18 protein-coding genes and 3 tRNA genes are annotated in these 26331 nt (G+C 66.2%); 10 read left to right on the forward strand and 11 right to left on the reverse strand.

Annotated features, from left to right (window positions below; all coding sequences use genetic code 11):
* Window positions 1-11: 11 nt before the first annotated feature.
* The 7 genes from tuf to PVZ77_RS12315 all read right to left on the reverse strand — a co-directional run bounded on the left by tuf (window position 12) and on the right by PVZ77_RS12315 (window position 4847).
* Window positions 12-1205: an elongation factor Tu gene (gene tuf / locus PVZ77_RS12285; protein ID WP_133860552.1), complete on the reverse strand. Its 1194-nt coding sequence runs from the start codon at window positions 1203-1205 to the stop codon at window positions 12-14.
* Between the two features lie 84 nt (window positions 1206-1289).
* A tRNA-Thr gene (locus PVZ77_RS12290) sits at window positions 1290-1365 on the reverse strand.
* A 20-nt stretch (window positions 1366-1385) separates the two neighbouring features.
* Window positions 1386-1459 (reverse strand) — tRNA-Gly (locus PVZ77_RS12295).
* 23 nt (window positions 1460-1482) lie between these two features.
* Window positions 1483-1567: transfer RNA gene (locus tag PVZ77_RS12300), tRNA-Tyr, on the reverse strand.
* Between the two features lie 219 nt (window positions 1568-1786).
* The gene (locus PVZ77_RS12305; protein WP_273806787.1) at window positions 1787-3328 is read right to left on the reverse strand and encodes a phosphoenolpyruvate carboxykinase; all 1542 of its coding nucleotides are present in this window, start codon (window positions 3326-3328) and stop codon (window positions 1787-1789) included.
* Window positions 3329-3432: 104 nt separating this feature from the next.
* Window positions 3433-4326 carry an Hsp33 family molecular chaperone HslO gene (gene hslO, locus PVZ77_RS12310; protein ID WP_273806788.1) on the reverse strand — a complete coding sequence of 298 codons (894 nt, stop codon included), beginning with the start codon at window positions 4324-4326 and terminating at the stop codon, window positions 3433-3435.
* 107 nt (window positions 4327-4433) lie between these two features.
* Window positions 4434-4847, reverse strand: a complete 414-nt coding sequence (locus tag PVZ77_RS12315; protein WP_273806789.1) for an RNA-binding S4 domain-containing protein — start codon at window positions 4845-4847, stop codon at window positions 4434-4436.
* An 88-nt stretch (window positions 4848-4935) separates the two neighbouring features.
* Between PVZ77_RS12315 and rimA the strand changes: the two genes are divergently transcribed.
* The 3 genes from rimA to rimK are packed head-to-tail and all read left to right on the forward strand — an operon-like array spanning window position 4936 to window position 7106.
* Window positions 4936-5712: a S6 modification regulatory phosphodiesterase RimA gene (gene rimA / locus PVZ77_RS12320; RefSeq protein WP_273806790.1), complete on the forward strand. Its 777-nt coding sequence runs from the start codon at window positions 4936-4938 to the stop codon at window positions 5710-5712.
* A 15-nt stretch (window positions 5713-5727) separates the two neighbouring features.
* Entirely contained in the window at window positions 5728-6204 is a 477-nt protein-coding gene (gene rimB, locus PVZ77_RS12325) for a retropepsin-like aspartic endopeptidase RimB (protein WP_145151788.1), read from the forward strand.
* Complete coding sequence (rimK, locus tag PVZ77_RS12330; RefSeq protein WP_027598254.1) at window positions 6201-7106, forward strand: 30S ribosomal protein S6--L-glutamate ligase; 906 nt, start codon at window positions 6201-6203, stop codon at window positions 7104-7106. The genes rimB and rimK overlap by 4 nt, the downstream gene beginning before the upstream one ends.
* Window positions 7107-7196: 90 nt before the next feature.
* Here rimK and PVZ77_RS12335 read toward each other — a convergent pair whose 3' ends face one another.
* Window positions 7197-8516, reverse strand: coding sequence for an ATP-binding protein (locus tag PVZ77_RS12335; RefSeq protein ID WP_273806791.1), 1320 nt, complete (start codon window positions 8514-8516; stop codon window positions 7197-7199).
* Window positions 8517-8653: 137 nt separating this feature from the next.
* On the opposite strand from PVZ77_RS12335, the gene PVZ77_RS12340 reads away from it, so the two are divergent.
* A complete protein-coding gene (locus tag PVZ77_RS12340; RefSeq protein WP_158895309.1) occupies window positions 8654-9526 on the forward strand; it encodes an undecaprenyl-diphosphate phosphatase in 873 nt (290 codons plus the stop codon).
* 40 nt (window positions 9527-9566) lie between these two features.
* Here the strand turns inward: PVZ77_RS12340 and ompR are convergent, their stop codons facing one another.
* Window positions 9567-10301: an osmolarity response regulator transcription factor OmpR gene (gene ompR / locus PVZ77_RS12345; RefSeq protein WP_027598251.1), complete on the reverse strand. Its 735-nt coding sequence runs from the start codon at window positions 10299-10301 to the stop codon at window positions 9567-9569.
* 175 nt (window positions 10302-10476) lie between these two features.
* Here ompR and PVZ77_RS12350 point away from each other — a divergent pair, with 175 nt between their 5' ends.
* The 3 genes from PVZ77_RS12350 to gshA all read left to right on the forward strand — a co-directional run bounded on the left by PVZ77_RS12350 (window position 10477) and on the right by gshA (window position 14969).
* Window positions 10477-12795, forward strand: coding sequence for a Tex family protein (locus tag PVZ77_RS12350; RefSeq protein ID WP_273806793.1), 2319 nt, complete (start codon window positions 10477-10479; stop codon window positions 12793-12795).
* Between the two features lie 2 nt (window positions 12796-12797).
* Window positions 12798-13181, forward strand: a complete 384-nt coding sequence (locus tag PVZ77_RS12355) for a PaaI family thioesterase (protein ID WP_273806794.1) — start codon at window positions 12798-12800, stop codon at window positions 13179-13181.
* 210 nt (window positions 13182-13391) lie between these two features.
* A complete protein-coding gene (gshA, locus tag PVZ77_RS12360) occupies window positions 13392-14969 on the forward strand; it encodes a glutamate--cysteine ligase (RefSeq protein ID WP_273806795.1) in 1578 nt (525 codons plus the stop codon).
* Window positions 14970-15766: 797 nt separating this feature from the next.
* On the opposite strand, the gene argA is transcribed toward gshA, so the two are convergent.
* Window positions 15767-17065: an amino-acid N-acetyltransferase gene (argA, locus tag PVZ77_RS12365; RefSeq protein ID WP_133860543.1), complete on the reverse strand. Its 1299-nt coding sequence runs from the start codon at window positions 17063-17065 to the stop codon at window positions 15767-15769.
* 163 nt (window positions 17066-17228) lie between these two features.
* Window positions 17229-18389, reverse strand: a complete 1161-nt coding sequence (gene argE / locus PVZ77_RS12370; protein ID WP_273806796.1) for an acetylornithine deacetylase — start codon at window positions 18387-18389, stop codon at window positions 17229-17231.
* Between the two features lie 171 nt (window positions 18390-18560).
* On the opposite strand from argE, the gene PVZ77_RS12375 reads away from it, so the two are divergent.
* The 3 genes from PVZ77_RS12375 to PVZ77_RS12385 all read left to right on the forward strand — a co-directional run bounded on the left by PVZ77_RS12375 (window position 18561) and on the right by PVZ77_RS12385 (window position 26266).
* Window positions 18561-19910: a CYTH domain-containing protein gene (locus tag PVZ77_RS12375; RefSeq protein ID WP_273806797.1), complete on the forward strand. Its 1350-nt coding sequence runs from the start codon at window positions 18561-18563 to the stop codon at window positions 19908-19910.
* 188 nt (window positions 19911-20098) lie between these two features.
* Window positions 20099-21880 (forward strand): GspE/PulE family protein, encoded by a 1782-nt coding sequence (locus PVZ77_RS12380; RefSeq protein ID WP_158895185.1) that lies wholly within the window; start codon window positions 20099-20101, stop codon window positions 21878-21880.
* A 39-nt stretch (window positions 21881-21919) separates the two neighbouring features.
* On the forward strand, window positions 21920-26266 hold the full coding sequence (locus tag PVZ77_RS12385) for a PAS domain S-box protein (RefSeq protein WP_273806798.1): 4347 nt from the start codon (window positions 21920-21922) through the stop codon (window positions 26264-26266).
* Window positions 26267-26331 lie beyond the last annotated feature (65 nt).

The following is a 26331-nucleotide window of genomic DNA, read 5'->3' on the forward strand; positions in this document are numbered from 1 at the left end:
AGATCAATCGATTACTCGATGATCTTGGCAACCACGCCGGCGCCGACGGTACGACCGCCTTCACGGATGGCGAAACGCAGGCCGTCTTCCATCGCGATCGGAGCGATCAGGGTGACAACCATCTTGATGTTGTCGCCCGGCATCACCATCTCGACGCCTTCCGGCAGCTCGCAGTTACCGGTCACGTCGGTGGTGCGGAAGTAGAACTGCGGACGGTAGCCCTTGAAGAACGGGGTGTGACGACCGCCTTCTTCCTTGGACAGCACGTACACTTCGCACTCGAACTTGGTGTGCGGCTTGATGGTGTTCGGCTTGGCCAGAACCTGGCCACGCTCCACGTCTTCACGCTTGGTGCCACGCAGCAGCACGCCGACGTTCTCGCCAGCACGGCCTTCGTCCAGCAGCTTGCGGAACATTTCAACGCCGGTGCAGGTGGTCTTGACGGTGGCCTTGATGCCCACGATCTCGACTTCTTCCTGGATGCGGACGATGCCACGCTCGACACGACCGGTTACCACGGTGCCGCGACCGGAGATCGAGAACACGTCTTCGATCGGCATCAGGAACGGCTTGTCGATGGCACGCTCGGGCTCGGGGATGTACGAGTCCAGGGTCTCGACCAGCTTGCGCACGGCAGAGGTACCCATTTCGTTGTCGTCGTTGCCGTTCAGCGCCATCAGCGCGGAGCCGATCACGATCGGGGTGTCGTCGCCCGGGAAGTCGTAGGTGTTCAGCAGATCGCGAACTTCCATCTCGACCAGCTCCAGCAGCTCGGCGTCGTCAACCATGTCGGCCTTGTTCAGGAACACGACGATGTAGGGAACGCCCACCTGGCGGGACAGCAGGATGTGCTCGCGGGTCTGCGGCATGGGGCCGTCAGCAGCCGAGCAAACCAGGATCGCGCCGTCCATCTGGGCAGCACCGGTGATCATGTTCTTCACGTAGTCGGCGTGGCCGGGGCAGTCGACGTGCGCGTAGTGACGGATCGCCGAGTCGTACTCAACGTGGGAGGTGTTGATGGTGATACCGCGAGCCTTTTCTTCCGGCGCGTTGTCGATCTGGTCGAAACCACGAGCGGAACCGCCCCAGGTGTCGGCACAGACCTTGGTCAGCGCAGCGGTCAGAGTGGTCTTGCCATGGTCGACGTGACCGATGGTGCCCACGTTCAGGTGCGGTTTGTTACGTTCAAACTTTTCTTTAGCCATCGACACTCTCTCCCTTCACGAATTGAGCAAAGCAATGCCGCCATTAAAACAAAGGCAGATATTTTCATATCTGCCTTTTTAAGATGGAGCTCATGAGCGGATTTGAACCGCTGACCTCACCCTTACCAAGGGTGTGCTCTACCAACTGAGCTACATGAGCGAAACATTTGCCAGTCAAACTGGAGCGGGTAGCGGGAATCGAACCCGCATCATCAGCTTGGAAGGCTGAGGTTCTACCACTGAACTATACCCGCAGAGCCTAAGCGCTCTAACAATCTGGTGGAGGGGGAAGGATTCGAACCTTCGAAGTCTGCGACGTCAGATTTACAGTCTGATCCCTTTGGCCACTCGGGAACCCCTCCAAAGTGAGGCGGCATTTTCTTCATCTGCCCTCCTCTTGTCAAGGATCTTTTTAAAATCTCCTTAACAATCAATGCTTTCGCCTCGCTCGCTAGCGTTATCAGCGAAAGCGGGCGCAGTTTATGCAATCGCAGCGGACCATGCAACCCCAAGGCGTAAAAAAAGCTTAAAAAACAAAGGCCGCCTAGCGGCGGCCTTTGCTTGCAGACAACCAGCCCTGCTTACAGCTGGGGACCGGCGGCCAGGATGCCTTCGGATACACCGGAGAACTTCTTGAAGTTCTCGACGAACTTGCCCGCCAGCTCGCGTGCCGCCGCGTCATAGGCAGCACCATCCTGCCAGGTGTCGCGCGGATTGAGCAGGACGCTGTCCACGCCGGGAACGGCGACCGGGACGTCGAGATTGATGACCGGGACGTGACGGGTCTCGGTACCGATGAGGGCACCGCTCTGGATGGCCGCGATGACCGCTCGGGTAGTCGGGATGTTGAAGCGCTTGCCGACGCCGTAACCGCCACCGGTCCAGCCGGTGTTGACCAGGTACACCTTGGAGCCGAAGCCCTGGATGCGCTTGATCAGCAGATCGGCGTACTCGGCTGCCGGACGCGGGAAGAAGGGCGCGCCGAAGCAGGTGGAGAAGGTCGACTTGATGCCGGGACCGGAACCCATTTCGGTCGAACCGACCAGGGCGGTGTAGCCGGACAAGAAGTGGTAGGCCGCCTGCTCATTATTAAGGATGGATACCGGGGGCAGGACGCCGGTGAGGTCGCAGGTCAGGAAGATGACCGCATTGGGCTCGCCACCGAGGTTGTGCTCGGCACGCTTGTCGATCAGTTCGCGCGGATAGGCCGCACGGCTGTTCTGGGTCAGGCTGTCGTCGGCATAGTCGGGGTGACGGGTCTGGGGATCCAGGACCACGTTCTCCAAGACGGCGCCGAACTGGATGGCCTTCCAGATGACCGGCTCGTTCTTCTCGGACAGGTCGATGCACTTGGCGTAGCAGCCGCCTTCCATGTTGAAGACGGTGCCCACGCCCCAGCCGTGCTCGTCATCACCGATGAGGTAGCGGCTCTGGTCGGCAGACAGGGTGGTCTTGCCGGTACCGGACAGACCGAAGAACAGGGTGACGTCACCCTCCTCGCCCACGTTGGCCGCGCAGTGCATCGGCAGCACGTCCTTTTCCGGCAGCAGGAAGTTCTGCACCGAGAACATGGCCTTCTTCATCTCGCCGGCGTAGCGCATACCGGCGATCAGCACCTTGCGGGCCGCGAAGTTGATGATGACGGTACCGTCGGAATTGGTGCCGTCACGCGCGGGCTCACAGACGAACTCGGGCGCGTTGATGATCTCCCAGGCCGGCTTGGACTGGGGATTGTATTCGGCCGTATTGATGAACAGGCAGCGGCCGAACAGGTTGTGCCAGGCGGTCTCGGTACGCATGACGACGGGCAGGTAGTGCTCTACGTCAGCGCCTACATGCACATGGGAGACGAATTGATCACGCTCGTCCAGGTAGGCGCTCACGCGCTCCCACAGCGGTGCGAACTTCTCCTCCGGGAAGGCACGGTTGATCGGCCCCCAGTGGATGGCATCGCGCGTGGAGGCTTCCTCGACGATAAAGCGATCTACCGGCGAACGCCCCGTGCGATGCCCCGTCTTGACGACCAGCGAGCCATTGGCGGCCAGCTCTCCTTCGCCACGTCGCAGGGACTCTTCCACTAACTGCGCGACGCTGATATCGGTATACACGTTGGCTTTCGTCATTTCGTTCCCCATGGCCCTGGGCCGTTCCTCATGCTTGTAGCTCTTACACGGCAGAACTACACGTTGCGGGATTATGCCAGAAAGCCTTCGGGCTTTTGCAACGGCTAGTGCCGGGTATTTCCCGGGGTTTGCGTGCCGCCGCCCGCAAAAATCTGCGCGATATCGGCAGCGTCGAATACCTGCTGTTCATTGCAAAACTGACAGTCGACCCGAATTTGTCCGTCCTGTTCGTCGAGCAGACTCTCGACGTCCGGCTGGCCCATGCTGATCAGGGCATTGGCCGCGCGGCCACGGGAGCAGCTGCAGCTGAAGGCCACTGGCTGCTCGTCGAACAGGCGCACCTTTTCCTCGTGGAACAGGCGGTGCAGGATCACTTCGTTGTCGAGGCCCAGCAGCTCTTCGGCCGTGAGGGTGTCGGCCAGGGTGACCACATGCTCCCAGCTGTCCTGACGGGCCTGGGCATCCTTGATCCGCGACGGCGGCAATTGCTGGAGCAGCAGGCCGCGGGCGCGGCGGCCATCGGCGTTCAGCCAGAAACGGGTGGGCAGCTGCTCGGAGGTGGCGAAATAGCCGGACAGGCACTCAGCCAGATTCGCGCCCTCCAGCGGGACGATACCCTGGTAGCGCTGACCATGGCGCGGGTCGATGGTGAGGGCGAGGACGCCATCGGGCATGAGCTCACTCAAGGAGGCGGACGCGGTGATCTCGGCCTCTTCGTAGCGCGCGATGCCGCGCACCTCGCGCTCACTGGAACACTCGACCATGAGCAGCGGGATGGGACCGCTGGAGCGCGCCTGCAGTACCAGCAGCCCTTCGAACTTGAGGGTTCCGCACAGCAGCGCGGCCGCCGCGAGCATCTCGCCCAGCAGCTGGGCCACGGGCTCCGGATAGGCATGCTTGGCGAGGACCTCGACATAGCTGCGATCCAGGGTGGCCAGTTCGCCGCGGACATCGGTTTCGTCAAACAGGAAACGTTGGGTGAAATCGTGGGAAGTCATGAACTACCTATATAAGGAAGGAGGCCGCGAAGCGTGGCATTCACGGCGCACGCCAGGACCGGCGAGCGGACCTGGCCATTGAGAGGCTCCGGCGAGCCGCGACGAACTCAGTCGTCGAACGGATGGACGTACTCGCGGAACTGATGGATCTGGCGCCGCTGCTTCTTGGTGGGACGGCCATCGGTCTGCACGCCGAGGTTGCCGGCCTTGCGGGCGGCCGCGGCCTGCTCGCGCGCCTTGAGGCTTTCCGGCGTCTCGGTATAGAGCTGCTGGGCTTCGGGCGCGCCCCGGCGGTTCTGCGACAGGGCGACGATCACCACCGTCTTTTCGTCATAGCCCTGACGGATGGTGAGAACGTCACCGATGCGCGGCTCCTTGCTGGGCTTGCAGCGCTCGCCACGGCACTGGATCTTGCCGCCTTCCAGGGCCGCCTTGGCCAGCGCGCGGGTCTTGAAAAAACGCGCGGCCCATAGCCATTTATCGAGGCGAATCCGTTCTTCAGTGTGATCTACTGCATACATCGAATAAAAGGTCCCCTGTTGGGTCTTAGACTCTTCTCAAGAACTCTAAACCATCGGACCGACGCTGCAAGCGCGCCTCTGGAGAGCCATGACCACATTCTTTCCTTCCGACCTGACCGGCCAGACCCGCTGCACGGGGTGCCAGCAGTCGGAACCCCTGGGCTTCGACTTCGACTTCGCCTATCAGCCCATCGTGGATCTGGGCAAGGGCGCGGTCTTCGCCCGGGAAGCGCTGGTGCGCGGACCAGGCGGCGAAGGCGCGCTGTCCGTACTCAACCAGGTGACCGACAGCAACCGCTATCGCTTCGACCAGCTTTGCCGCACCAAGGCCATTGCCACCGCGGCGGCCCTGGGCATGCAGGAGAGCCTGTCGATCAACTTCCTGCCCAACGCCGTCTACCGCCCGGAGTTGTGCATTCGCAGTACCCTGGCCGCCGCGCGCGAGCATGGCTTTCCGCTGGAACGGCTGATCTTCGAGACAGTGGAAACCGAACACGTCGCGAGTGACCATCTGACGCACATCCTGCGCGAGTACCAGCAGTTCGGTTTCAAGACCGCCATCGATGACTTCGGCGCCGGTCATTCCGGCCTGACGCTGCTGGCCGAATTCCAGCCGGACCTGGTCAAGCTCGACATGGCGCTCATCCGCCACATCGATCGGGATCAGGTACGGCGGACCATCGTGCGCAACCTGATCGTCATGTGCCGCGAACTGGGTACCCAGGTGATCGCCGAAGGGGTGGAGACCGTGGCCGAACGCGATTGCCTGCGTGACCTCGGCATCGAGCTGATGCAGGGATATCTGTTCGCCAAGCCAGCCTTCAAACAGCTCATTGATCCGCAACATTTAGGCGGAGGCCACTGATTTCAAGGAGCAGCGATGAGCAATTCCGCCGAACCGGTCATTATCGGCCTGAGTGAATGGGTGGCCCTGCCCGATCTAGGCGTGGTGGGCCTGAGAGCCAAGATCGATACCGGCGCCAGTACCTCGGCGCTGCATGCGACGGAAGTTCAGCCGTTCATGCGCGGCAAGGAACGCTGGGTGAGATTCACTGTGCACCTGGGGACGCTGGTTCAGTCCCGTCATCGCCATTGCGAAGCCCCCCTGGTGGCGAAGAAGACCATTCGCAGCTCCAACGGCATAGCTCAGACGCGTTATGTCATCCGTACCCTGCTGGCCCTGGGCGAGTGCCAGTGGCCGGTGGAATTCACCCTGGCCTGCCGCAAGAGCATGCGCTATCGCATGCTGCTCGGGTCCAAGGCATTGATCGATGGTGGCCTGCTGGTGAATCCGGCCGTCTCCTATGCGCAAGACAAACCCCAGTTGTCCCTTTCTCCGGCCTCCGGTGCCCCATGAAAATCGCCGTTCTCTCGCGTAATCCCAATCTGTATTCCACCCGGCGCCTGGTCGAAGCCGGCGTCAGCCGCGGCCATGAGGTGGTCGTGGTCGACACCCTGCGCGCGTACATGAACATCGCCAGCCACAAGCCGCAGATCCATTACCGCGGCAAACCGCTGGAAGGCTTCGATGCGGTCATCCCGCGCATCGGTGCCTCGGTGACCTTCTATGGCTGCGCGGTGCTGCGCCAATTCGAGATGCAGGGCGTCTTTCCGCTCAACGAGAGCGTGGCCATCAGCCGTTCGCGCGACAAGCTGCGTTCCCTGCAGCTGCTCTCGCGCAAGGGCATCGGCCTGCCGGTCACCGGCTTCGCCCACTCGCCGGACGACGTGCCGGACCTGATCCAGATGGTCAACGGCGCCCCCCTGGTGATCAAGGTGCTGGAAGGCACCCAGGGTATCGGGGTGGTACTGTGCGAGACCGAGAAGGCGGCCGAGTCGGTGATCGAGGCCTTCATGGGGCTCAAGCAGAACATCATGGTGCAGGAATACATCCGCGAGGCGGGTGGCGCGGACATCCGCTGCTTCGTGGTCGGCGACAAGGTGATCGCCGCGATGAAACGCCAGGCGGCACCGGGGGAATTTCGCTCGAATCTGCATCGCGGCGGTACCGCCAGCCTGATCAAGATCACCCCCGAGGAACGCATGACCGCCCTGCGTGCGGCTCGGGCCATGGGGCTGAGCGTGGCCGGGGTGGATATCCTCAGATCCAATCACGGACCGCTGGTGATGGAGGTCAACTCCTCGCCCGGCCTGGAAGGCATCGAGCAGACCACCGGCAAGGACGTGGCCGGGATCATCATCGAGTACCTGGAAAAGAACGCGGAGCCGGGACTGACGCGGACCAAGGGCAAGGGCTGAAGGCGCTTGGCGCGGGGTGTTGGGCTTCGCTAAAGCTCAGCCCGACCTACGCAGTGATCGCGGCCATGGCGGTCGCGATAGCGTCCCTTGTCAGCTGGCGCTACGGGGTAGCAGCAGGCCCAGGGGTAACAGTACCCGGGCTTCTACCCCGCCACCTTCGCGATTGCGCAGTTCGGCACTGCCGCCGTGCTGCGCGGCGATGCGCTTGACGATCGCCAGGCCCAGCCCGGAACCGCTGACAGTGCGGGCGCGATTGCCGCGAGTGAAGGGATTGAAGATGTCCTGCAGGTCCTTGGGGTCAATGCCGGGACCGCGATCCATTACGCTCAGGGCGACATAGGGCGCCGTGGCGGAGCCCGCCACCTGCCCAACCACCTCGATGACGCCACCGCCGCCGTGGCGCAGGGCGTTTTCCACCAGGTTGGTCAGCAGCCGCTTGAAGGAAATGCGCCGCACCGGCAAGGGTGGCAGCACGTCCAGCATCAGCCGTACCCGCTCCTCCTCCTGGTTGTAGGGCGCCACCACCTGGCGGGCCAGCTCGTTGATATTGGTGAGCTCCTGCGGTTCGTCGCGACCATCGCGGACGAAGGCGAGGAACTGGTCGAGGATGGCGTTCATGTCCTCGATGTCGCGGATCATGTCCTCGGCCTCTTCGCGCTCGGCCGGTGGCATCAGCTCCACCGCCAGGCGCAGCCGGGTCAGGGGCGTGCGCAGGTCATGGGAGACCCCGGCCAGCATCAGCTCGCGCTCGCGGCCGGCCTGTTCGACGTCCTCGGCCATCTGGTTGAAGGCGTGGTAGACGTCCTGGATCTCGCTGGGCGCATCGGTTTCCGGCAGGCGCACGCTGCGGCCCTTGCCCAGCTCGCGCGCCGCATTCACCAGGCGGCGCAGCGGTTGGTTGAGCTGCCGGACGAAGACCCAGGCGGCACCGGTGGACAGCAGGCCGATGGCAAAAAACCAGCCCAGCACGCTCCAGATGTGCTGCCCGCGCAAGGGATGGGCCATGAGCGGGATCTTGATCCAGTCCGGCCCCAGGGAGGGCGCCAGGACCCACATGGCCGGACCATGCTGGACCCGCACCCGCACCTCGGTCTCCTCGCCCAGCTCCTGCTTCATCTGGCGCTCGAAGATCTCGCTGTAGGGCCAGTGGTATTCCCCAGCGGGCACGGTCTCGGGTGACTCGTAGCGCAGGCCGGCGGCCTGGGCGATGCGCGGCCGCTCGGTTTCCGCGGTGGCCCAGTAGGCACGGAGGGTCAGGGCCGCGCCATGGCTGTACTGACGATCGACCAGAACGTCCTCATTGAGCAGCAGATAGACCAGGGTCAGCGCCTTGGAAAACAGCACCGCGAGCAGGACCATCCACAGCGAGCGGGCGAAGAAACTCTGGGGAAACCAGCCGGGCGCCTTCATCGACCAGGATTTCCGCGCAAAACGGCGCGAAAGCCATCACAACCTCTTGGATTGCAGGGTCCAGATAGGCAACCGGACGCGGACACATTCGGATACATTTGCTCGTCCATTTCTTCCCTTCAATCTGGAGTTCTCTCGTGTCCGACATCTGCCAGACCGGCCTGGACATCGGCTTCGCCTCGCTCAGCTACGCGCAGATCGCCTTTCTTGGCGTGGTGCAGGGTATCACCGAGCTGCTTCCCATTTCGTCTACGGCGCACATGCGGGTGGTTCCCGCCCTGCTCGGCTGGCGCGATCCCGGCTCGGCCTTTTCCGCTGCCATGCAGATGGCGGCGCTGGCCGCGGTGATCAGCTATTTCTGGCGCGATGTCAGCGGCGTGACCCGCGGCAGCCTGGCCGCGGTACGCCAGCGCGACTTCGACAGCCCGGATTTCCTGCTGGCGATGATGATCGTACTGGCGACCATTCCCATCTGCATCGCCGGCCTCCTGCTGGCGCCCCTGCTCAATGCCTGCGACTCGCCGCTGCGGGGCCTCAGCGTCATCGGCTACGCCTGCCTGGCGATGGCCGCCCTGCTGGCGCTGGCGGAACGGATCTGCCGGCACAACAGAGACATCTCGCAGATGCGTCTGCGCGATGCGCTGATCGTGGGGATCGCCCAGGTCGGCGCATTGATTCCGGGCGTGTCCCGTTCCGGCTCGACCCTGACCGCCGCCATGTTCCTCAATCTGCGTCGCGAGGAAGCCGCGCGCTTCTCCTTCCTGCTCGGCCTGCCGGCCATCGCCCTGGCCGGACTCAAGGAACTGGTGGTGCTCTGGCACGCGCACATCCCGGCCGAGGCCTGGTCGCTGCTGCTGGTGGGGTTGCTGGTGGCGAGTCTGTCGGCGTTCGCGGCGATCTGGGGCCTGATGCGCTTTCTGGAACGCTTCTCGACCTGGCCCTTCATCATCTATCGCGCGCTGCTGGGGATCTTCCTGCTGGTGGGCGTGCATCAAGGCTTGTTCGCCTGAGCCACCACCTAGCCGGGGCGCGATGCCCCGGCTACCTGCCTTACTTGCCGGCGCCGTCCGGCACGAAGACGTAGCCCACGCCCCAGACGGTCTGGATATAGCGCGGCTTGGACGGATCGGGTTCGATCATCCGGCGCAGGCGCGAGATCTGCACGTCGATGGAGCGCTCCAGGGCATCCCATTCGCGACCGCGGGCCAGATTCATCAGCTTGTCGCGGGTCAGCGGCTCGCGGGCGTGGTCGACCAGTGCCTTGAGCACGGCGAATTCACCGGTGGTGAGCATGTGCGTCTCTTCGCCGCGCTTGAGTTCGCGGGTGGCCAGGTGCAGGGCATAGTCGCCAAAGGTCACCACCTCGTCGGTACCGGCAGGCGCGCCGGGCACCACCGGGGCCTGACGGCGCAGCACGGCCTTGATCCGGGCTACCAGCTCCAGTGGGTTGAAGGGTTTGGCCAGGTAATCGTCGGCGCCCTGGTCGAGACCCTGGATGCGGCTGCCTTCGTCGCCCTTGGCGGTCAGCATGATGATGGGGATGCGGTTGCCGCTCTCGCGCAGTCGACCGCAGGCGGACAGGCCGTCTTCGCCAGGCATCATCAGGTCCAGCACGACCAGGTTGAAGACCTCGCGGGCCAGCAGGCGGTCCATCTGTTCGGCACTTTCGACCGTGCGTACGCGATAACCCTGTTCGGCCAGAAAACGCTCCAAGAGGCGGCGCAGCCGGGCGTCGTCGTCGACGACCAGGATCTTTTCACCTTCCGGGGCAACGGGGGTGCTCATAATATCTCCTTGTGATCTAGCACTGGATTATGCCGTAGGCCATCCGACCGCGGCATTGGGCCATTGTTAGCAGATTTTGCCCGCGCTGGGGCGGCAGTGCCGGCACGGGAGGCAGGGCTTCGGCGGGCTCGGGTATACTGCGGCCCGCTTTTTCTCGTGCAAGCCAGGTAGCCCGATGGATATCAATAGCCGCATCGCCGAAGAGCTCGGCGCCCGCCCGCAACAGGTCGCCGCCGCCGTGGCCCTGCTCGACGAAGGGTCGACCGTGCCCTTCATCGCCCGTTACCGCAAGGAAGTCACCGGCAGCCTGGACGACACCCAGCTGCGTCATCTCGAAGAGCGGCTGCGCTATCTGCGCGAGCTGGAAGAACGCCGTGGCGCAGTACTGGCCGCCATCGAGGAGCAGGGCAAGCTGACCCCCGAACTGGCCCGCGAGATCAATCTGGCTGACACCAAGACGCGCCTGGAAGACCTCTACCTGCCCTACAAGCAGAAGCGCCGCACCAAGGGCCAGATCGCCCTGGAAGCCGGCCTCGGCCCGCTGGCCGACGCGCTGCTACAGGATCCGACCCTGACGCCGGAGACCGAGGCGGCCGCCTATGTCGATGCGGACAAGGGCGTGGCGGACACCAAGGCTGCCCTGGAGGGCGCCAAGTACATCCTCATGGAACGCTTCGCCGAGGACGCCAACCTGCTGGCGCGGCTGCGTGGCGTCCTGCAGCAGGACGCCATCCTCAGCGCACGCCTGGTGCCCGGCAAGGAGACCGAAGGCGCCAAGTTCAGCGACTACTTCGAGCACGACGAATCCTTCAAGGCGGTGCCGTCGCACCGCGCCCTGGCGATCTTCCGTGGCCGCAACGAAGGCATCCTCAGCGCCGCGCTCAAGCTCGGCGAAGAAGGCCCGGGCATCGCCCATCCCTGCGAAGGGCTGATCGCCGCGCACTTCGGCCTGAAGAACGAAGGTCGCGCCGCGGACAAGTGGCTGGCCGAGGTGGTGCGCTGGACCTGGAAGGTCAAACTCTATACATCCCTGGAAACCGATCTGCTCGGCGAGTTGCGCGAAAAGGCCGAGGAAGAGGCCATCGCGGTCTTCGCCCGCAACCTGCACGACCTGCTGCTCGCCGCACCAGCCGGTCCGCGCACCACCCTGGCGCTGGACCCGGGGCTGCGCACCGGCTGCAAGGTCGCCGTGGTGGATGCCACCGGCAAGCTGCTGGCCACCGACACGGTCTATCCCCATGCCCCGCGCAATCAGTGGGACCAGACCCTGGCCACCCTCGGCGTGCTCTGCACCAAGCATGGCGTGGATCTGATCGCCATCGGCAACGGCACCGCCAGCCGCGAGAGCGACAAGCTCGCCGGCGAGCTGATCAGCAAGTACCCGGGCCTGGGCCTGACCAAGGTGATGGTCAGCGAAGCTGGCGCCTCGGTGTACTCGGCATCGGAACTCGCCGCCCGGGAATTCCCCGACCTGGATGTCTCCCTGCGTGGCGCCGTGTCCATCGCGCGCCGCCTGCAGGATCCGCTGGCCGAGCTGGTGAAGATCGAGCCCAAGTCCATCGGTGTCGGCCAGTACCAGCACGATGTTTCCCAGCTCAAGCTGGCGCGCAGCCTGGACGCCGTGGTGGAAGACTGCGTGAACGCCGTGGGCGTGGACGTGAATACCGCCTCCGCCGCCCTGCTGGCGCGGATCTCCGGTCTCAACGCGACCCTGGCGCAGAACATCGTGCAGTTCCGCGACGCCAATGGTGCCTTCGCCACCCGCGAGGCGCTGAAGAAGGTGCCGCGCCTGGGCGAGAAGACCTTCGAGCAGGCCGCCGGCTTCCTGCGCGTCATGAGCGGCGCCAATCCGCTGGATGCCTCGGCGGTGCACCCGGAGACCTATCCGCTGGTGCAGCGCATCGCCGCCGACACCGGCCGTGACATCCGCTCGCTGATCGGCGACTCGGCCTTTCTCAAGCGCCTGGATCCGAAGAAGTTCACCGACGAGAGCTTCGGCCTGCCGACGGTGACCGACATCCTCCAGGAACTGGACAAGCCCGGTCGCGACCCGCGTCCGGAATTCAAGACCGCGGTGTTCCAGGACGGCGTGGAGAAACTCTCCGACCTCAAGCCCGGCATGGTGCTGGAGGGCGTCATCACCAACGTCACCAACTTTGGCGCCTTCGTCGACATCGGCGTGCATCAGGACGGCCTGGTGCACATCAGTGCGCTGTCGGAGAAATTCGTCAAGGACCCCTATGAGGTGGTCAAGGCGGGTGACATCGTCAAGGTCAAGGTGATGGAGGTGGACGTGCCGCGCAATCGCGTGGGCCTGTCCATGCGCATGGGCGACACCCCCGGCGAGAAGGTCGACGGCAAGCCTGGCGGTCAGGCCCGCGGTAACGGTGGCAAGCCCCGCGCCGACAAGGGCGCACCGCGTCAGAATCAACCGGCTCCGGCCAACCAGGCCATGGCGTCGCTGTTCGCCAATGCCAAGCAACTGAGGAAATAGGTATGAGCGGATCTCTCGCAGGCAAGGACAGCGCCTTCAGCACCCTGCTGGGCATGACCATCCACAAGGCCGAGGGTGGCGAGTCCGAGGTGCGCATGAGCGTGCAGGACAGGCTCATCAACCTGCACGGCAAGCTGCACGGCGGTGCCATCTTCTCGCTGATCGACACCGCCCTGGGCCAGGCCAGCCACAGCCTGTTCGACGGCCAGGCCGGCAGCGTGACCCTGGAGTGCAAGGTCAACTACGTGCGTGGCGTGAGCGAAGGCGAGCTGGTCTGCCGCGCCCGGGTGATCCACCCGGGCCGCAAGACCCATGTGCTGGAAGCCCAGGTGCATCAGGGCGATAAATTGATCGCGCTGGCCCAGGCGACCTTCGCCTGCCTGTGACCGGCCGGATCGGGCGGTAGCGAAGCGGCGCATATCGCCCTTTGCCGCCGCCTGAGCTACGCTGGGAGACAACTGAGCGGGTTGCGGTCTGAGGCTTGAACCCGGACCGCAGCAGTGACTGCTGCCCCCGCGTCGGCCCTGGCCGGCAACCCCCATTTCAGTCGGTTTCTTCTACCCTGCCCGGGGCGAGTACCGCCAAAGGAAGTCAACTTGAGCGATATCCTGTCCCGCCGCCTGGCCCTGCTCGGCGCTGATCCCTCCCTCCTGACCGAGTGCCTGCACGGCATCGAGCGCGAGACCCTGCGGGTGGACGCCCGTGGCGACCTGTCCCGGCGTCCCCATCCCCAGGCGCTGGGCTCGGCCCTGACCCACCCACAGATCACCACGGACTATTCCGAGGCGCTGCTGGAATTCATCACCCCCACCGGCACCCGCACGCCCGAGGTGCTGGACGCCCTGGACCGGGTGCACCGCGCCGCGGTCGCCGAACTCGATGGCGAGCGCCTCTGGAGCGGTTCCATGCCCTGCGCGCTGCCGGCCGAGGACGAGATCCCCATCGCCGACTATGGCAGCTCCAACATCGGCCGGCTCAAGCACGTCTATCGCCGCGGCCTGGCCCTGCGCTACAGCCGTACCATGCAGTGCATCGCCGGCATCCACTACAACTTCTCGCTGCCGGAAGCGGCCTGGGAACTCCTGCGCCAGCAGGAGGGTGACGCCCGCGATGCCCGCGACTACCAGTCGGCCCGCTACATCGCCCTGATCCGCAACTTCCGTCGCTACAGCTGGCTGCTGATGTACCTGTTCGGTGCCTCGCCGGCGTTGGACGCGGGCTTCCTGCGTGGCCGGCCACATCTGCTGCAGACCCTCGACGAGCGGACCCTGTACCTGCCCCATGCCACCAGCCTGCGCATGAGCGACCTGGGCTACCAGAGCAACGCCCAGGCCAGCCTGACGCCGGACTACAACGACCTGACCACCTACACCGAGAGCCTGAGACGCGCGGTGGGCACGCCCTACCCGCCCTATGCGGAGATCGGTACGCATCAGGACGGCGAATGGGTGCAGCTCAACACCAACATCCTGCAGATCGAGAACGAGTACTACGCCACCATCCGCCCGAAGCGCGTCACCCGCAGCGGCGAACGCCCGGTGCAGGCGTTGATGGCGCGTGGTGTGCAGTACATCGAGGTGCGCTGCCTGGACATCGATCCCTTCCTGCCGCTAGGCATCGATACCACCGCCGCGCTGTTCCTCGACGCCTTCCTGCTCTATTGCGCCCTGGAAGGCAGCCCGCCGCTCAACGGCGAGTGCAGCGAATGCACCGACAACTTCGCCAGCGTGGTGCGTGAAGGCCGCAAGCCCGGTCTGCGTCTGCAGCGCCATGGCGCCTCGGTGACCATGATCGACTGGGCGGCGGAGATGCTCGACCAGATCGAGCGCTGCGCCGAGACCCTGGACGCCAGCCTGGGCGGCGACGCCCATCGCCGGGCGGTGGCGGTGCAACGGCAGAAGGTCGCCGACGTCCGTCTCACGCCTTCGGCGCGGGTGCTGCAGGAGCTGCGCGAACGCGGCGAGAGCTTCGCCGAATTCGGCCTGCGCCAGAGCGAGGCCCATGCGGCCTATTTCGCCAGCCACCCGCTGAACGATGGCGAGCGCGAGGGCTATGCACAGATGGCGCGCCAGTCGCTGGAGGAGCAGGCGGAGATCGAGGCGGCGCCCCAGGGGGATTTCGACACCTTCGTGGCGGCCTATCAGGCGAGCATTCTGGCGACGATTGGGGTGTAGGCAGGTAGGTTGGGTTGAGACGGCTCCATCGTCGAAGCCCAACGTTATGGTGCCAAAGAGCTTGTTGGTGCCCTAGCTGTTCATTGATCCTTGCTGGTGTTTCTTGTTTCGCCCACCCAGGCGACTCACTTTTTTCAGTCACGGCTACGCGCCCTGGACTACGCGTCCCGGACAAAAGTAAGCAAAGACGCTTGCTCCGACCATCCGGCCCTACGCTACGCTCCAGGTGACTCGCGTTGCTCGCCCTTCGGGCCAGCCTGCGGCTGTTACTCCGCTGCGCTACGTTGTGCTCACGCCAGCGCCGTCCGGGGTCGGCCTACACGGGCCGTCCATGGCCCGTTAGACCTCTCGCCGCATCCATGCGGCTCGACCCACTCCACGACACTGGCGCTCGCCCTCCTGAGCGGGGCGATTCGCCAGCCTGGCAGTTCTGGTTGAAGAGCCCTGAACAGCCCGTAGCCCGTAGCCCGTAGCCCGTAGCGTGGACAACGGCGCAGCCTTGTCCACTGAGAGCAAAGGTGCCCATTGGTGGAAAACGCTGCACGGTTTTCCACGCTACGAACCTAGGCGCCAGCGGGCGAAGCGATGGTTGATGAGGGCACTTCCAGCATCGATGCAGGAAGTGCCAGCTCCGCCTTGCAGCGGTTTCCGTTGGGACTGGCGCTATCGCGGCCATGGGCCGCTCCTACAGGCGTGCCTTGAATCTTTAGGAGCGGCCCATGGCCGCGATGACGGTGGGGCTTGGCGGTATGGGCTTCGACGATGCAGCCGTCTCAGCCCAACCTACGAGCGCGCCCTTACAACCCCTTCTCGAAAATCTTCGAATTGCGCTGGAAGTTGTACAGCGACGCCCGTGCTGCCGGCAGGCGCTCCACGCCGCTGGGCTCGAAGCCGCGTTCGCGGAACCAGTGGGCGGTCTTGGTGGTGAGCACGAACAGGGTGCCGAGGCCACGCTCGCGGGCGCGTTGCTCGATGCGCGCCAGCAGGGCGTCGCCGCGGCCGCCGTGGCGGTAGTCGGGATTGACCGCCAGGCAGGCCAGCTCGCCCGCCGCCGAGTCGGCGATGGGATAGAGCGCCGCGCAGGCGATGATCAGGCCTTCGCGTTCGACGATGCTGAATTGCTCGATCTCGCGCTCCAGCACCTCTCGGGAACGCCGCACCAGGATGCCCTGTTCTTCCAGCGGGCGGATCAGCTCCATCAGGCCACCGACGTCGGCGATGGTCGCCTCGCGCAGGGTCTCGAAGGGTTCCTGGGCCACCAGGGTGCCGCTGCCGGCGCGGGTGAAGAGCTCGGTGAGCAGGGCGCCGTCTTCGGCGTAACCGACGATATGGCAGCGCCGCACACCACCACGGGTGGCCTGGGCGGCGGCGTCGAGCAACTCGGCCTGGTAGGAGCTGCCCAGGCGTGCCAGATGGGTGGGGATCTGCTGCGGGCCGATTTCGCGGATCAGGGCGCCGTGTTCGTCCAGCAGGCCCGGTTCGGCACCGTAGAGCACCAGCTTGTCGGCGCCCAGGTCGATGGCGGCGCGCATGGCGACGTCTTCGCAGGCCAGGTTGAAGGTCTCGCCGGTGGGGGAATAGCCCAGGGGCGAAAGCAGCACGATGGTGCGCTCGTCGAGCAGGCGACCGATGCCGCGGCGGTCGATGCGACGGACTTCGCCGGTGTGGTGGAAGTCGACGCCGTCCTGCACCCCGACCGGGCGCGCGGTGACCAGGTTGCCGCTGGCGACCCGCAGGCGCGAGCCCTGCATGGGCGAGGCGGCCATGTCCATGGACAGCCGCGCCTCGATGGCGCTGCGCAGGCTGCCGACGGCGTCGATCACCGCTTCCAGGGTCGGGCCGTCGGTGATGCGCAGGTCGTTGTAGAAGCGCGGTTCGATGCCACGGGCGGCCAGGCGCGATTCGATCTGCGGGCGCGAACCGTGCACCAGCACCAGGCGCACACCCAGGCTGTGCAGCAGCACCAGGTCGTGGACGATGTTGCCGAAGTTGGGATGGGCGACGCCGTCACCGGGCAGCATGACGACGAAGGTGGCGTCACGGTGGGCGTTGATATAGGGCGAGGCGTGGCGGAGCCAGTTGACGTAATCGTGCATCGAGACGAAGACCCTTGGTGGATAGGCGGGAGGGTGAACGAGGGCAGGCAGGGCGTTCAGCGTCGTCGCAGCACGGAGGTTCCTCGACAGGGAGCGGATGGGCAGGCAGCGTCAGTAGACCGCCTGAAGTTTACAAAAAGTCACGCCGGGCGCATGGGTCTGTTCATCGGACAGCCGCGGCCTCGCCCCGGCAGTAGTGGCCGATCAGTTGCTGCAGCAGCGTGACGGTAGGCGCGATCCGCGCCAGCGCCAGGTGCTCCTCGGGCTGGTGTGCGCAACTGATGTCGCCGGGGCCGAGTACCAGCACCTCCTGGGTGATCGCCTGCAGATAGGGTGCCTCGGTAGCGAAGGCCACGGCCTCGGCTTGGTGACCGGTCAGGCGTTCGGCCAGGCGCACCAGCTCGGCCTCGGCCGGTTGCTCGAAGGGCGGCACGGCGGGAAACAGCGGCTGGTAGTCGATCCGCACCCCGAAGCGCTCGGCGACCGGCAGCAGCCGCCCGCGGATGGCCTGGCGCAAGGCTTCGGGCTGCATGCCCGGCAACGGGCGCAGGTCGAATTCCAGGGCGCACTGGCCGCAGATACGGTTGGGGTTGTCGCCGCCATGGATGCAGCCCAGGTTGAGGGTCGGCTGCGGCACCAGGAACAGCGGATTGCGGTATTCGCGCTGCCACTGAGCGCGCAGATCGAGCAGCTCGCCCATTACCGCCTGCATGGCGTCCAGGGCGCTGTGGCCTAGACTCGGATCGGAGGAGTGGCCGCTCTGGCCGAGGATGTCGATGCGCTCCATGAGGATGCCCTTGTGCAAGCGGATCGGCCGCAGTCCGGTCGGCTCGCCGATCACCGCGGCGCGGCCCAGGGGGCGGCCGGCCTCGGCCAGCACCCGGGCGCCGTCCATGGAGGATTCCTCGTCGCAGGTGGCGAGCACGATCAGCGGCTGGCGCAACTGGCGCGGATCCAGCTCGCGCACCGCCTCGAGGATCAGCGCGAAGAAGCCCTTCATGTCGCAGCTGCCCAGGCCGTACCAGCGATCGTCGGCTTCACGCAGACGCAGGGGGTCGGCCTGCCAGAGCGCGGCGTCGTAGGGCACGGTATCGGTATGGCCGGCCAGCACCAGGCCGCCCGGCCCGCTGCCCAAGGTGGCGATCAGGTTGAACTTGCCCGGGGTCACCTCCTGGGTCTCGCAGGCGAAGCCCAGGGCGCCGAACCAGTCGCTCAGGCGGGCGATGACGCCGGCATTGGACTGGTCCAGCGCCGGCTGGGTGCAGCTCACCGAGCTTTCGGCGATGAGGGTGGAGAACATTGCTTTCAGCGCGGGCAGGGTCATGCGGGGCCTCCTGGTCACGCCTCCATCATGGCGCCATCCGCCGCGCGATGAAACCTTCATGGGCCTTGGCGACGCGGACCGGCTAAACTAGCGGCCACGTTCTCGCCGTCCGTTGTCATGACGCGCTCGGCACGGAGCCGGACCGTTCTCTTCCGGCGCCAGGATCCTCCAATGGCCAAAGAAACCGAAATCAAGCTGCGCGCCAGTGCGGCCACCCTCGACGCCCTGCGCGCTCATCCGTTGTTGAAGAAGCGTTGCAAGGAGGGCTGGCAGCGCCACGAACTCTCCAACTGCTATTACGACACCGACACCCGCGACCTGGCCCATGCCAAGGTCGCCCTGCGCGTGCGGCGTGATGGCGAGCGCTTCATCCAGACACTCAAGAGTCGTGGCCAGAGCCTGGCTGGGCTGTCCGAGCGCAATGAATGGGAGTGGCCGCTGGCCGATGCCACCCTGGACACCGCGCTGTTCGACGACAGCTGCTGGCCGGCGGAGCTGGCCGACCTGGACCTGCGCCGCCTGCAGCCGGTGTTCGACACCGACTTCGTCCGCGACGCCGCGGAGATCGCCTGGGGCCGGGGCAAGGCGCGGACCATCATCGAGGTCGCCCTCGACCAGGGCGAGGTGCGTGCCGGTGACCAGCGCGAGGCCATCGCCGAGGTCGAGCTGGAATTGCGTCAGGGTGAACCGGCCGCGCTGCTGGAACTGGCCGAGCAACTGGCCGCCGAATTCCCGCTGATGCCCTGCGACATCAGCAAGGCCGAGCGCGGCTATCGGCTGCACGATGCATCGAGCTACACCCTCTATCTGTCCGCGCCGGAACTGGACGCCGAGACGCCGCTGGACGAGGCCGTCGCCCGCCTCGGCTGGCACCTGCTGGCCGGCAGCCAGCGCCTGGCCGAGCAGTATCGCTGGAACGGCCACTGGCGCCTGCTGGTGGACTGGGTGCACCAGCTGATCGACCTGCGCGCCCTACTCGGCAGTCTCGGCCAGGCCGCCCCGCGGGCCACCAGCCGCGACCTGCGCCAGGCCCTCGACGAGTTGCTCGCCGACTGGCGACCGCTGGCCGCCATCGGCCAGGACGACGAGGAGGCCCGCCGCCAGGCACCGCAGCGCTTCGCCGCCGAGCTGGAACAGCCGCGCTGGGGCCTGTTCTCCCTGCGCGCCGCGCGCTGGCTGCATCAGCGCGCCTGGATCCAGGGCCGTACCGGCCGTGGCGAACGCCAGGGCGTGACGCCCCTCGGCCAATGGTTGCCGCGCTTCCTGGCCCAGGAAGCGGCCGAGTTGCCGCTGCTGCGCGCCATCACCGAGCCCGAGCTAATCCAGCAGCAGCTGCCGCGGCTGGAGCGGATGCAGGTCTGGCTGCACCTGGCGCGTGGCGCCCTGGACCTGCCCGAAGCCGATCGGCTGTATGGCGAGCTGGGCAAGCTGGCGCCGCTGAGCGCCCATGGCGACCTCGCCGGCGTCGCCGAACAGGCGCGCCTGGTCTATGGCCTGGCGCCCTGGAAAGCCCTGGCCTGAGCCGCCGGACGGCGGGAACGCCTGGTGCATCCGGCCGTCCATCCTGATGGCACAAGGCCGCGAGCGATTCCTTAATACAAAATCGCTATGCTGGAGGAGGCGACCAACCTGGCGGGTACGGCAGGCGGGTCGTCCCCGGTCAGGCGCCGGGTGTCACCCCGGTGCGACCACCTTTCCAAGGAGTCCAGATGTCCGCCATAGCTTCCCCTTCCGCTGATCGTTGGCTCGACCTGGGCGACATCCTGCGCGAGCTGGTCAGCCAGCAGCGGATCGATCAGCAGACCGCCGAGCAGTGCCTGCTCTTGCGCCGTGGCTCGGCCAATCCGCAGCAGCATCCGCTGGAATTCCTCGCGGCGCAGAGCGTGGACGACCTTAGTCGCCCAGGGCGCAAGCTGGATCTGGACAGCCTCACCCGCTGGCTCGCCGAGTATTCGGGCCAGCCCTTCTATCGCATCGATCCGCTCAAGGTGGACGTGGCCTCGGTCACCCCGCTGATGTCCTACGCCTTCGCCCAGCGCAACAAGATCCTCGCCGTGGCGGTGAGTCCGGACGAGGTGACGGTGGCCAGCGCCCAGCCCTTCGTGCACAGCTGGGAAAGCAACCTCACCCATGTGCTGCAGCGGCCGATCAAGCGCGTGGTGGCCAGCCCCGCCGACATCACCCGCTATACCCAGGAATTCTTTCGCCTGGCCCGCTCGGTCACCGGCGCCTCGGCGGTGGAGCAGAAGACCAGCGGCGTCGGCAACTTCGAGCAACTGGTCAATCTCGGCGCCGCCGATGGCGAGCCGGATGCCAACGATGCCCACATCGTCAACATCGTCGACTGGCTGTTCCAGTACGCCTTCCAGCAGCGCGCCAGTGATATCCACGTCGAGCCGCGCCGCGAACAGGGTGCGGTGCGCTTTCGCATCGACGGGGTGCTGCACACCGTCTACCAGTTCCCCGCCCAGGTCACCCTGGCGGTGGTCAGCCGGATCAAGAACCTCGGCCGCATGAACGTCGCCGAGAAGCGCAAGCCCCAGGACGGCCGGATCAAGACGCGCATGGCCGGCGAGAAGGAGGTCGAACTGCGCCTGTCGACCATGCCCACCGCCTTCGGCGAAAAGCTGGTGATGCGGATCTTCGACCCGGACGTGCTGCTCAAGAGCTTCGACCAGCTCGGCTTCTCCGCCGACGACTTGCGCCGCTGGGCCGGCATGACCGGGCAGCCCAACGGCATCATCTTGGTCACCGGCCCCACCGGTTCGGGCAAGACCACCACGCTGTACACCACCCTCAAGCAGCTGGCCACGCCCGAGGTGAACGTCTGCACCATTGAAGACCCCATCGAGATGGTGGAAGACGCCTTCAACCAGATGCAGGTGCAGCACAACATCGAGGTGACCTTCGCCAGTGGCGTCAGGGCGCTGATGCGGCAGGACCCGGACATCATCATGATCGGCGAGATCCGCGACCTGGAAACCGCCGAGATGGCCATCCAGGCGGCGCTGACCGGGCACTTGGTGCTTTCCACCCTGCACACCAACGACGCCCCCAGCTCGGTGAGCCGGCTGATCGAATTGGGCGTGCCCTACTACCTGATCCGCGCCACGGTGCTGGGCGTCATGGCCCAGCGCCTGGTGCGCACCCTCTGCCCGGCCTGCAAGACGCCCACCGAGCTGGACCCGGCCACCTGGCAGGAACTGACCAAGCCCTGGAACGCGCCGCTGCCCACTGGCGCCATGCAGCCGGTGGGTTGTCCGGAGTGTCGCGACACCGGCTATCGCGGTCGTGCCGGGGTATACGAAATCCTCACCCTCTCCGATAGTCTGCGCGAACTGGTGACGGCGGATACCGACATCACCGCGCTGCGGCGACAGGCGTTCAAGGAAGGCATGCGCAGCCTGCGACTGTCCGGCGCGCAAAAGATCGCCGCCGGCTTCACCACCGTGGAAGAAGTCCTGCGCGTCACGCCCCAGAGCGAACGTTAAGGCCCTAGCAGCCCGCGAGCGGAACAAGGATAGCCAGCCGTGCAGACAACCGTCGTGAACCCTGCCGTGGGTGCCGAGGACGCCGAGCAGCGACGCCGTCGCCAGGAGGTCCTGGCGGCTTATGGCCTGCTCGACGGCCAGCCGGAGCCGGCGCTCGACGATCTGGTGGAATTGGCCGCCACCCTCTGCGAAACCCCCATCGTCGCGATCAACTTGCTGGGCGAGGAGCAGCAGCTGTTCATCGCCGAACGCGGCCTGGGCGTGGCGGAAATCCCCCTGGCCCTGTCCTTCTGCCAGTACCTGCACGCTGCCCGGGAAGCGCGGCAGATCGAAGACCTGAGCCAGGACCCGCGCTTCACCGACAACCCCCTGGTAAGGGATCCGGCCGGACTGAGATTCTATGCCGGGGCTCCCCTGCGAACGGCCGAAGGCGTCTTTCTCGGCACGCTCTGCGTGCTCGACTGGCAACCGCGCGAACTGAGCGCCGCGCGCCTGACCGGCCTCGAACGCCTGGCGCGCCAGGTGCTGCGCCTGTTCGAGGCCCGGCTGCAGACGGCGTCGCCGGCGCGGCACAGCACCCTCGACGAAACCCACTACCGCGCCCTGATGGACGTCAATCCGCAGATCATCTGGTTCGCGCGGCCCGATGGCAGCTTCGAATACGCCAATCGCTACTGGTACGAATACAGCGGCCTGAGTCCGGCCAACGTGGTCGCCGATCCCGATCTCTGGACCGATGCCATCCATCCCCAGCAGCGTCCGCAGCTGCTGCTGCGCTGGCGCGAGGTGCGCGAGCAGAGAGTTGCCGGCAGCCTCGAATTGCAGCTGCGCGATGCCGAGGGCCGCTACCGCTGGTTCGAAACCCGCACCATGCCATTCACCAACGCCAGCGGCGAGATCGAGCACTGGGTCGGCGTGGCCCAGGACATCGACAGCCGCAAGCGGGCGGAAACGGCGCTGCGGGAGAGCGAGGCCTTTGCCCATCTGCTCCTCGAATCGACCCACGAGGGCTTTTGCGCCCTGGATCGCGAGGGGCGCGCCACCCTCTGCAACCGCGCCTTCCGGCAGATGCTCGGCCTGCCCGAGGAGCGCGACATCCTCGGCGAACGCCTGGACACCCGCCTCAGCTCCGCCCGCAGCGAGGATGGCGCCCGAGCCCTGCAGCGCGCCGCCAGCGCCGGCGCCACCCTGCACCTGTCCGCCGACGCCCTGCTGCGTGAGGACGGCAGTCTGCTGCCAGTGGAATGGCGTGCCCAGCCGCTCTGGCGCGACGGCGAGGTCCAGGGCGCCATCTGCACCTTCGTCGATCTCAGCGAACGTATCCGTAGCCACGATCGCCAGCGCTTCCTGCTCGAACTGGGCGACCTGCTGCATGGCGTGACCCACACCGGCGAAGTCGCCTCGGTGCTGGGCGACAGCCTCGGCCATCTGCTGGCCGTGCAGCGCATCGGCTATGCCCGGGTCGGTCGCGACGGCAGCCTGACCATCGACAGCGACTGGCTCGAACAGGGGCGAACCCATCGTCTCAACCTGCCCAGCCTCGGTCACTGGCACACCTCGGCGGTGCAGGAATTGCGCCGCGGCATCATCGTCAGCGTGGAAGACAGCGCCCAGGACAGCCGCCTGGGCGAGATGCGCGCCCAACTGGTGGACCATGGCGTACGCGCCGGCCTGGTGGTGCCCCTGCTTGCCGAGGAACAGCTGGTCGGTCTGCTGTTCCTCTATGCCGATACGCCGCGTCACTGGACCATCGGCGACGTGGCCCTGGTGCGCGAGGTGGCCGAGCGCATCCGCATCGTCATCGAGCGCACCGCCGCGGCCGACGCCCTGCGCCTGGCCGAGCAGCGCATTGCCCTGGCCATGGACGTCGCCGACCTCGGTGTCTGGGACTATGACATCGACCGCGACCTGATCAGTTGGGATACCCGCCTCGCCCATCTGGTCGGAGCGGGCGAGCGCCGTTGCACGATGCGCGGCGCGGCCCTGTTGCACGCCCTGCATCCGGCCGATGCGCCCCGGGTACGCGCCTATGTGACGGCCGCCATCCAGGGCGGTGGCAATGCCTATGACCTGCGGCTGACCTTTCGGGTACGCGGTTCGCGCCAGGGCGAGCCTGTATGGCTGAGCATCCGCGGGCGTGAACGCCTGGAGCCCGGTGGGCGCCGCCGACTGGTGGGTATCGCGCGCGACATCACCCGCGAACGCCACGACGCCGATCGCATCAGCGAGACCAATCGCCAGCTGCGCCGGCAGATCGAGGAGCGCCGCGAGGCGGAGGCCCGCCAGCATGCCCTGATCGAGCTGGGCGATCGCCTGCGCGAGGGCGATCCGGAAAGCGCCGGGGTCGCCGCCGCCCTGGAACTGGTCGGTACGCGGCTGGGCCTGCGCCGGGTCGGCTATGCCCGTCTGGACGAGAGCAGCGGCGCCTTCGTCCCGCAGCAGATGTGGACGCCCAACGGCAGCTTCGACCAGGCCCTGGCCTATCCGCTGCTCGCCTCCGACAGCCTGGGCAACCAGGACGGCGCAGCGCCCCTGGTCATCGACGACGTCAGCCAGGATCCGCGCGCCCAGGCTAATGCCCAGCGCCTGCTCGATCTGGAGATCGCGGCGCTGGTCGATATCCCGCTCTACGAGGATGGCCGCCTGCGCGCGCTGTTCGTCGCCCACGACCAGCGCGCCCGGCTGTGGACGGAAGGTGAGGTGCAATTCCTGCGCGACGTTACCGACCGGCTCTGGTCGGCCATCTGCCGGCAGCGCTCCCAGGACGCCCAGCGCGAGAGCGAGGGCCGCTTCCGCCTCATGGCCGACAGTGCCCCGGTACTGATCTGGGCCTGCGATGCCGACGGCCAGCTGCAATTCGTCAACCAGCGCTTCGCCAGCGAATTCGATCTGCACGACGCCGATCTGCACGACCAGGGCTGGAGCGCCCTGCTCCCGGACAGCGAATGCCCGGCCTTCGAGGGCGCCTTCAAGCAGGCCGTCGCCACCCACAGCGCACTGCGCGCCGAGGTGCGGGTGCGCAATGCCCAGGGTGAATGGCGCTGGCTGCGCCTGGAGGGCACCCCGCGACTGGAGCTCGACGGCGAATTCCACGGCCTGGTGGGCTGTGGCGTGGACGTCACCGAAGCGCGGCAGACCACCGACCAGCTGGAGCAGCGCATCGCCGAACGTACCCAGGAGCTGGGACGCAGCCACGCGCGGCTGATCGCCGAGATCTACGAGCGCGAGCGCACCGAGGAAGCCCTGCGCCAGTCGCAGAAGATGGAAGCCATCGGCCAGCTCACCGGCGGCATCGCCCACGACTTCAACAACATGCTCACCGGCATCGTCGGCGCCCTCGACCTGATCCGCCTGCGCATCGCCAACGGCCGCACCCAGGACCTGGATCGCTACATCAACGCCGCGGTCAATTCGGCCGACCGCGCCGCCGCCCTCACCCATCGTCTGCTGGCCTTCGCCCGCCGTCAGACCCTGGATCCGCAGCCGGTGGACGTGCACCAGCTGGTCGCCTCGCTGCAAGACCTGCTGGTACGCACCGTGGGCGAAAACGTCGCCCTGCGCCTGGATCTCGCACCGATCGCCTGGCTCGCCCACAGCGATACCCACCAGCTGGAAAACGCCCTGCTCAACCTGGTCATCAACGGCCGCGACGCCATGCCCGCCGGCGGCGAGCTGTGCATCGCCACCGCCAACCTCAGCCTGGACGCCGAGGCCGCCGCGCGCGAATCCCTGACACCCGGCGACTACGTACGCCTGAGCGTGGCCGACACCGGCACCGGCATGCCGCCGGAGGTCAAGGCCAAGGCCTTCGAGCCCTTCTTCACCACCAAGCCGGCCGGCCAGGGCACAGGGCTTGGCCTGTCGATGATCTACGGCTTCGTCAAGCAGTCCGGCGGCACCGCGCGCATCGACACCGAGCAGGGCCAGGGCACCACCATCAGTCTCTATCTGCCACGCCACCCCGAGATGGCGGCGGTCAGCACCGATCAGCCGACGCTCAAGGTCGCACCCCGTGCCGAGGCCGGCCAGACCGTGCTGGTGGTGGAAGACGAATACGCCGTGCGCATGATCGTGCTGGAGGTGCTCGCCGAACTGGGCTACACCGCCCTGGAGGCGAGCGATGCCGACGGCGCCCTGCCGATCATCGAGAGCGATCAGCGCCTGGACCTGCTCATCAGCGATGTCGGCCTGCCCGGCATGAACGGTCGCCAGCTCGCCGAGATCGCCCGTGGCCGGCGGCCCGAGCTCAAGGTGCTGTTCATCACCGGCTATGCCAAGAACGCCAAGGTGCGCGGCGAATTCCTCGGCGAGAACATGGACATGCTGATCAAGCCGTTCGACATCGACGCCCTGGCCGAACGCATCCACAGCATGATCCAGCGCTAGGCTGATGCGGAGCTCTGGAACTCAGCGGACGTCCGAGCTCTCTATAGGAGACCTCAAGAAGGAGA

Origin of the sequence: Pseudomonas sp. SHLD1 (assembly GCF_028640935.1) — a bacterium.
Taxonomy (GTDB): domain Bacteria; phylum Pseudomonadota; class Gammaproteobacteria; order Pseudomonadales; family Pseudomonadaceae; genus Chryseomonas; species Chryseomonas aestiva.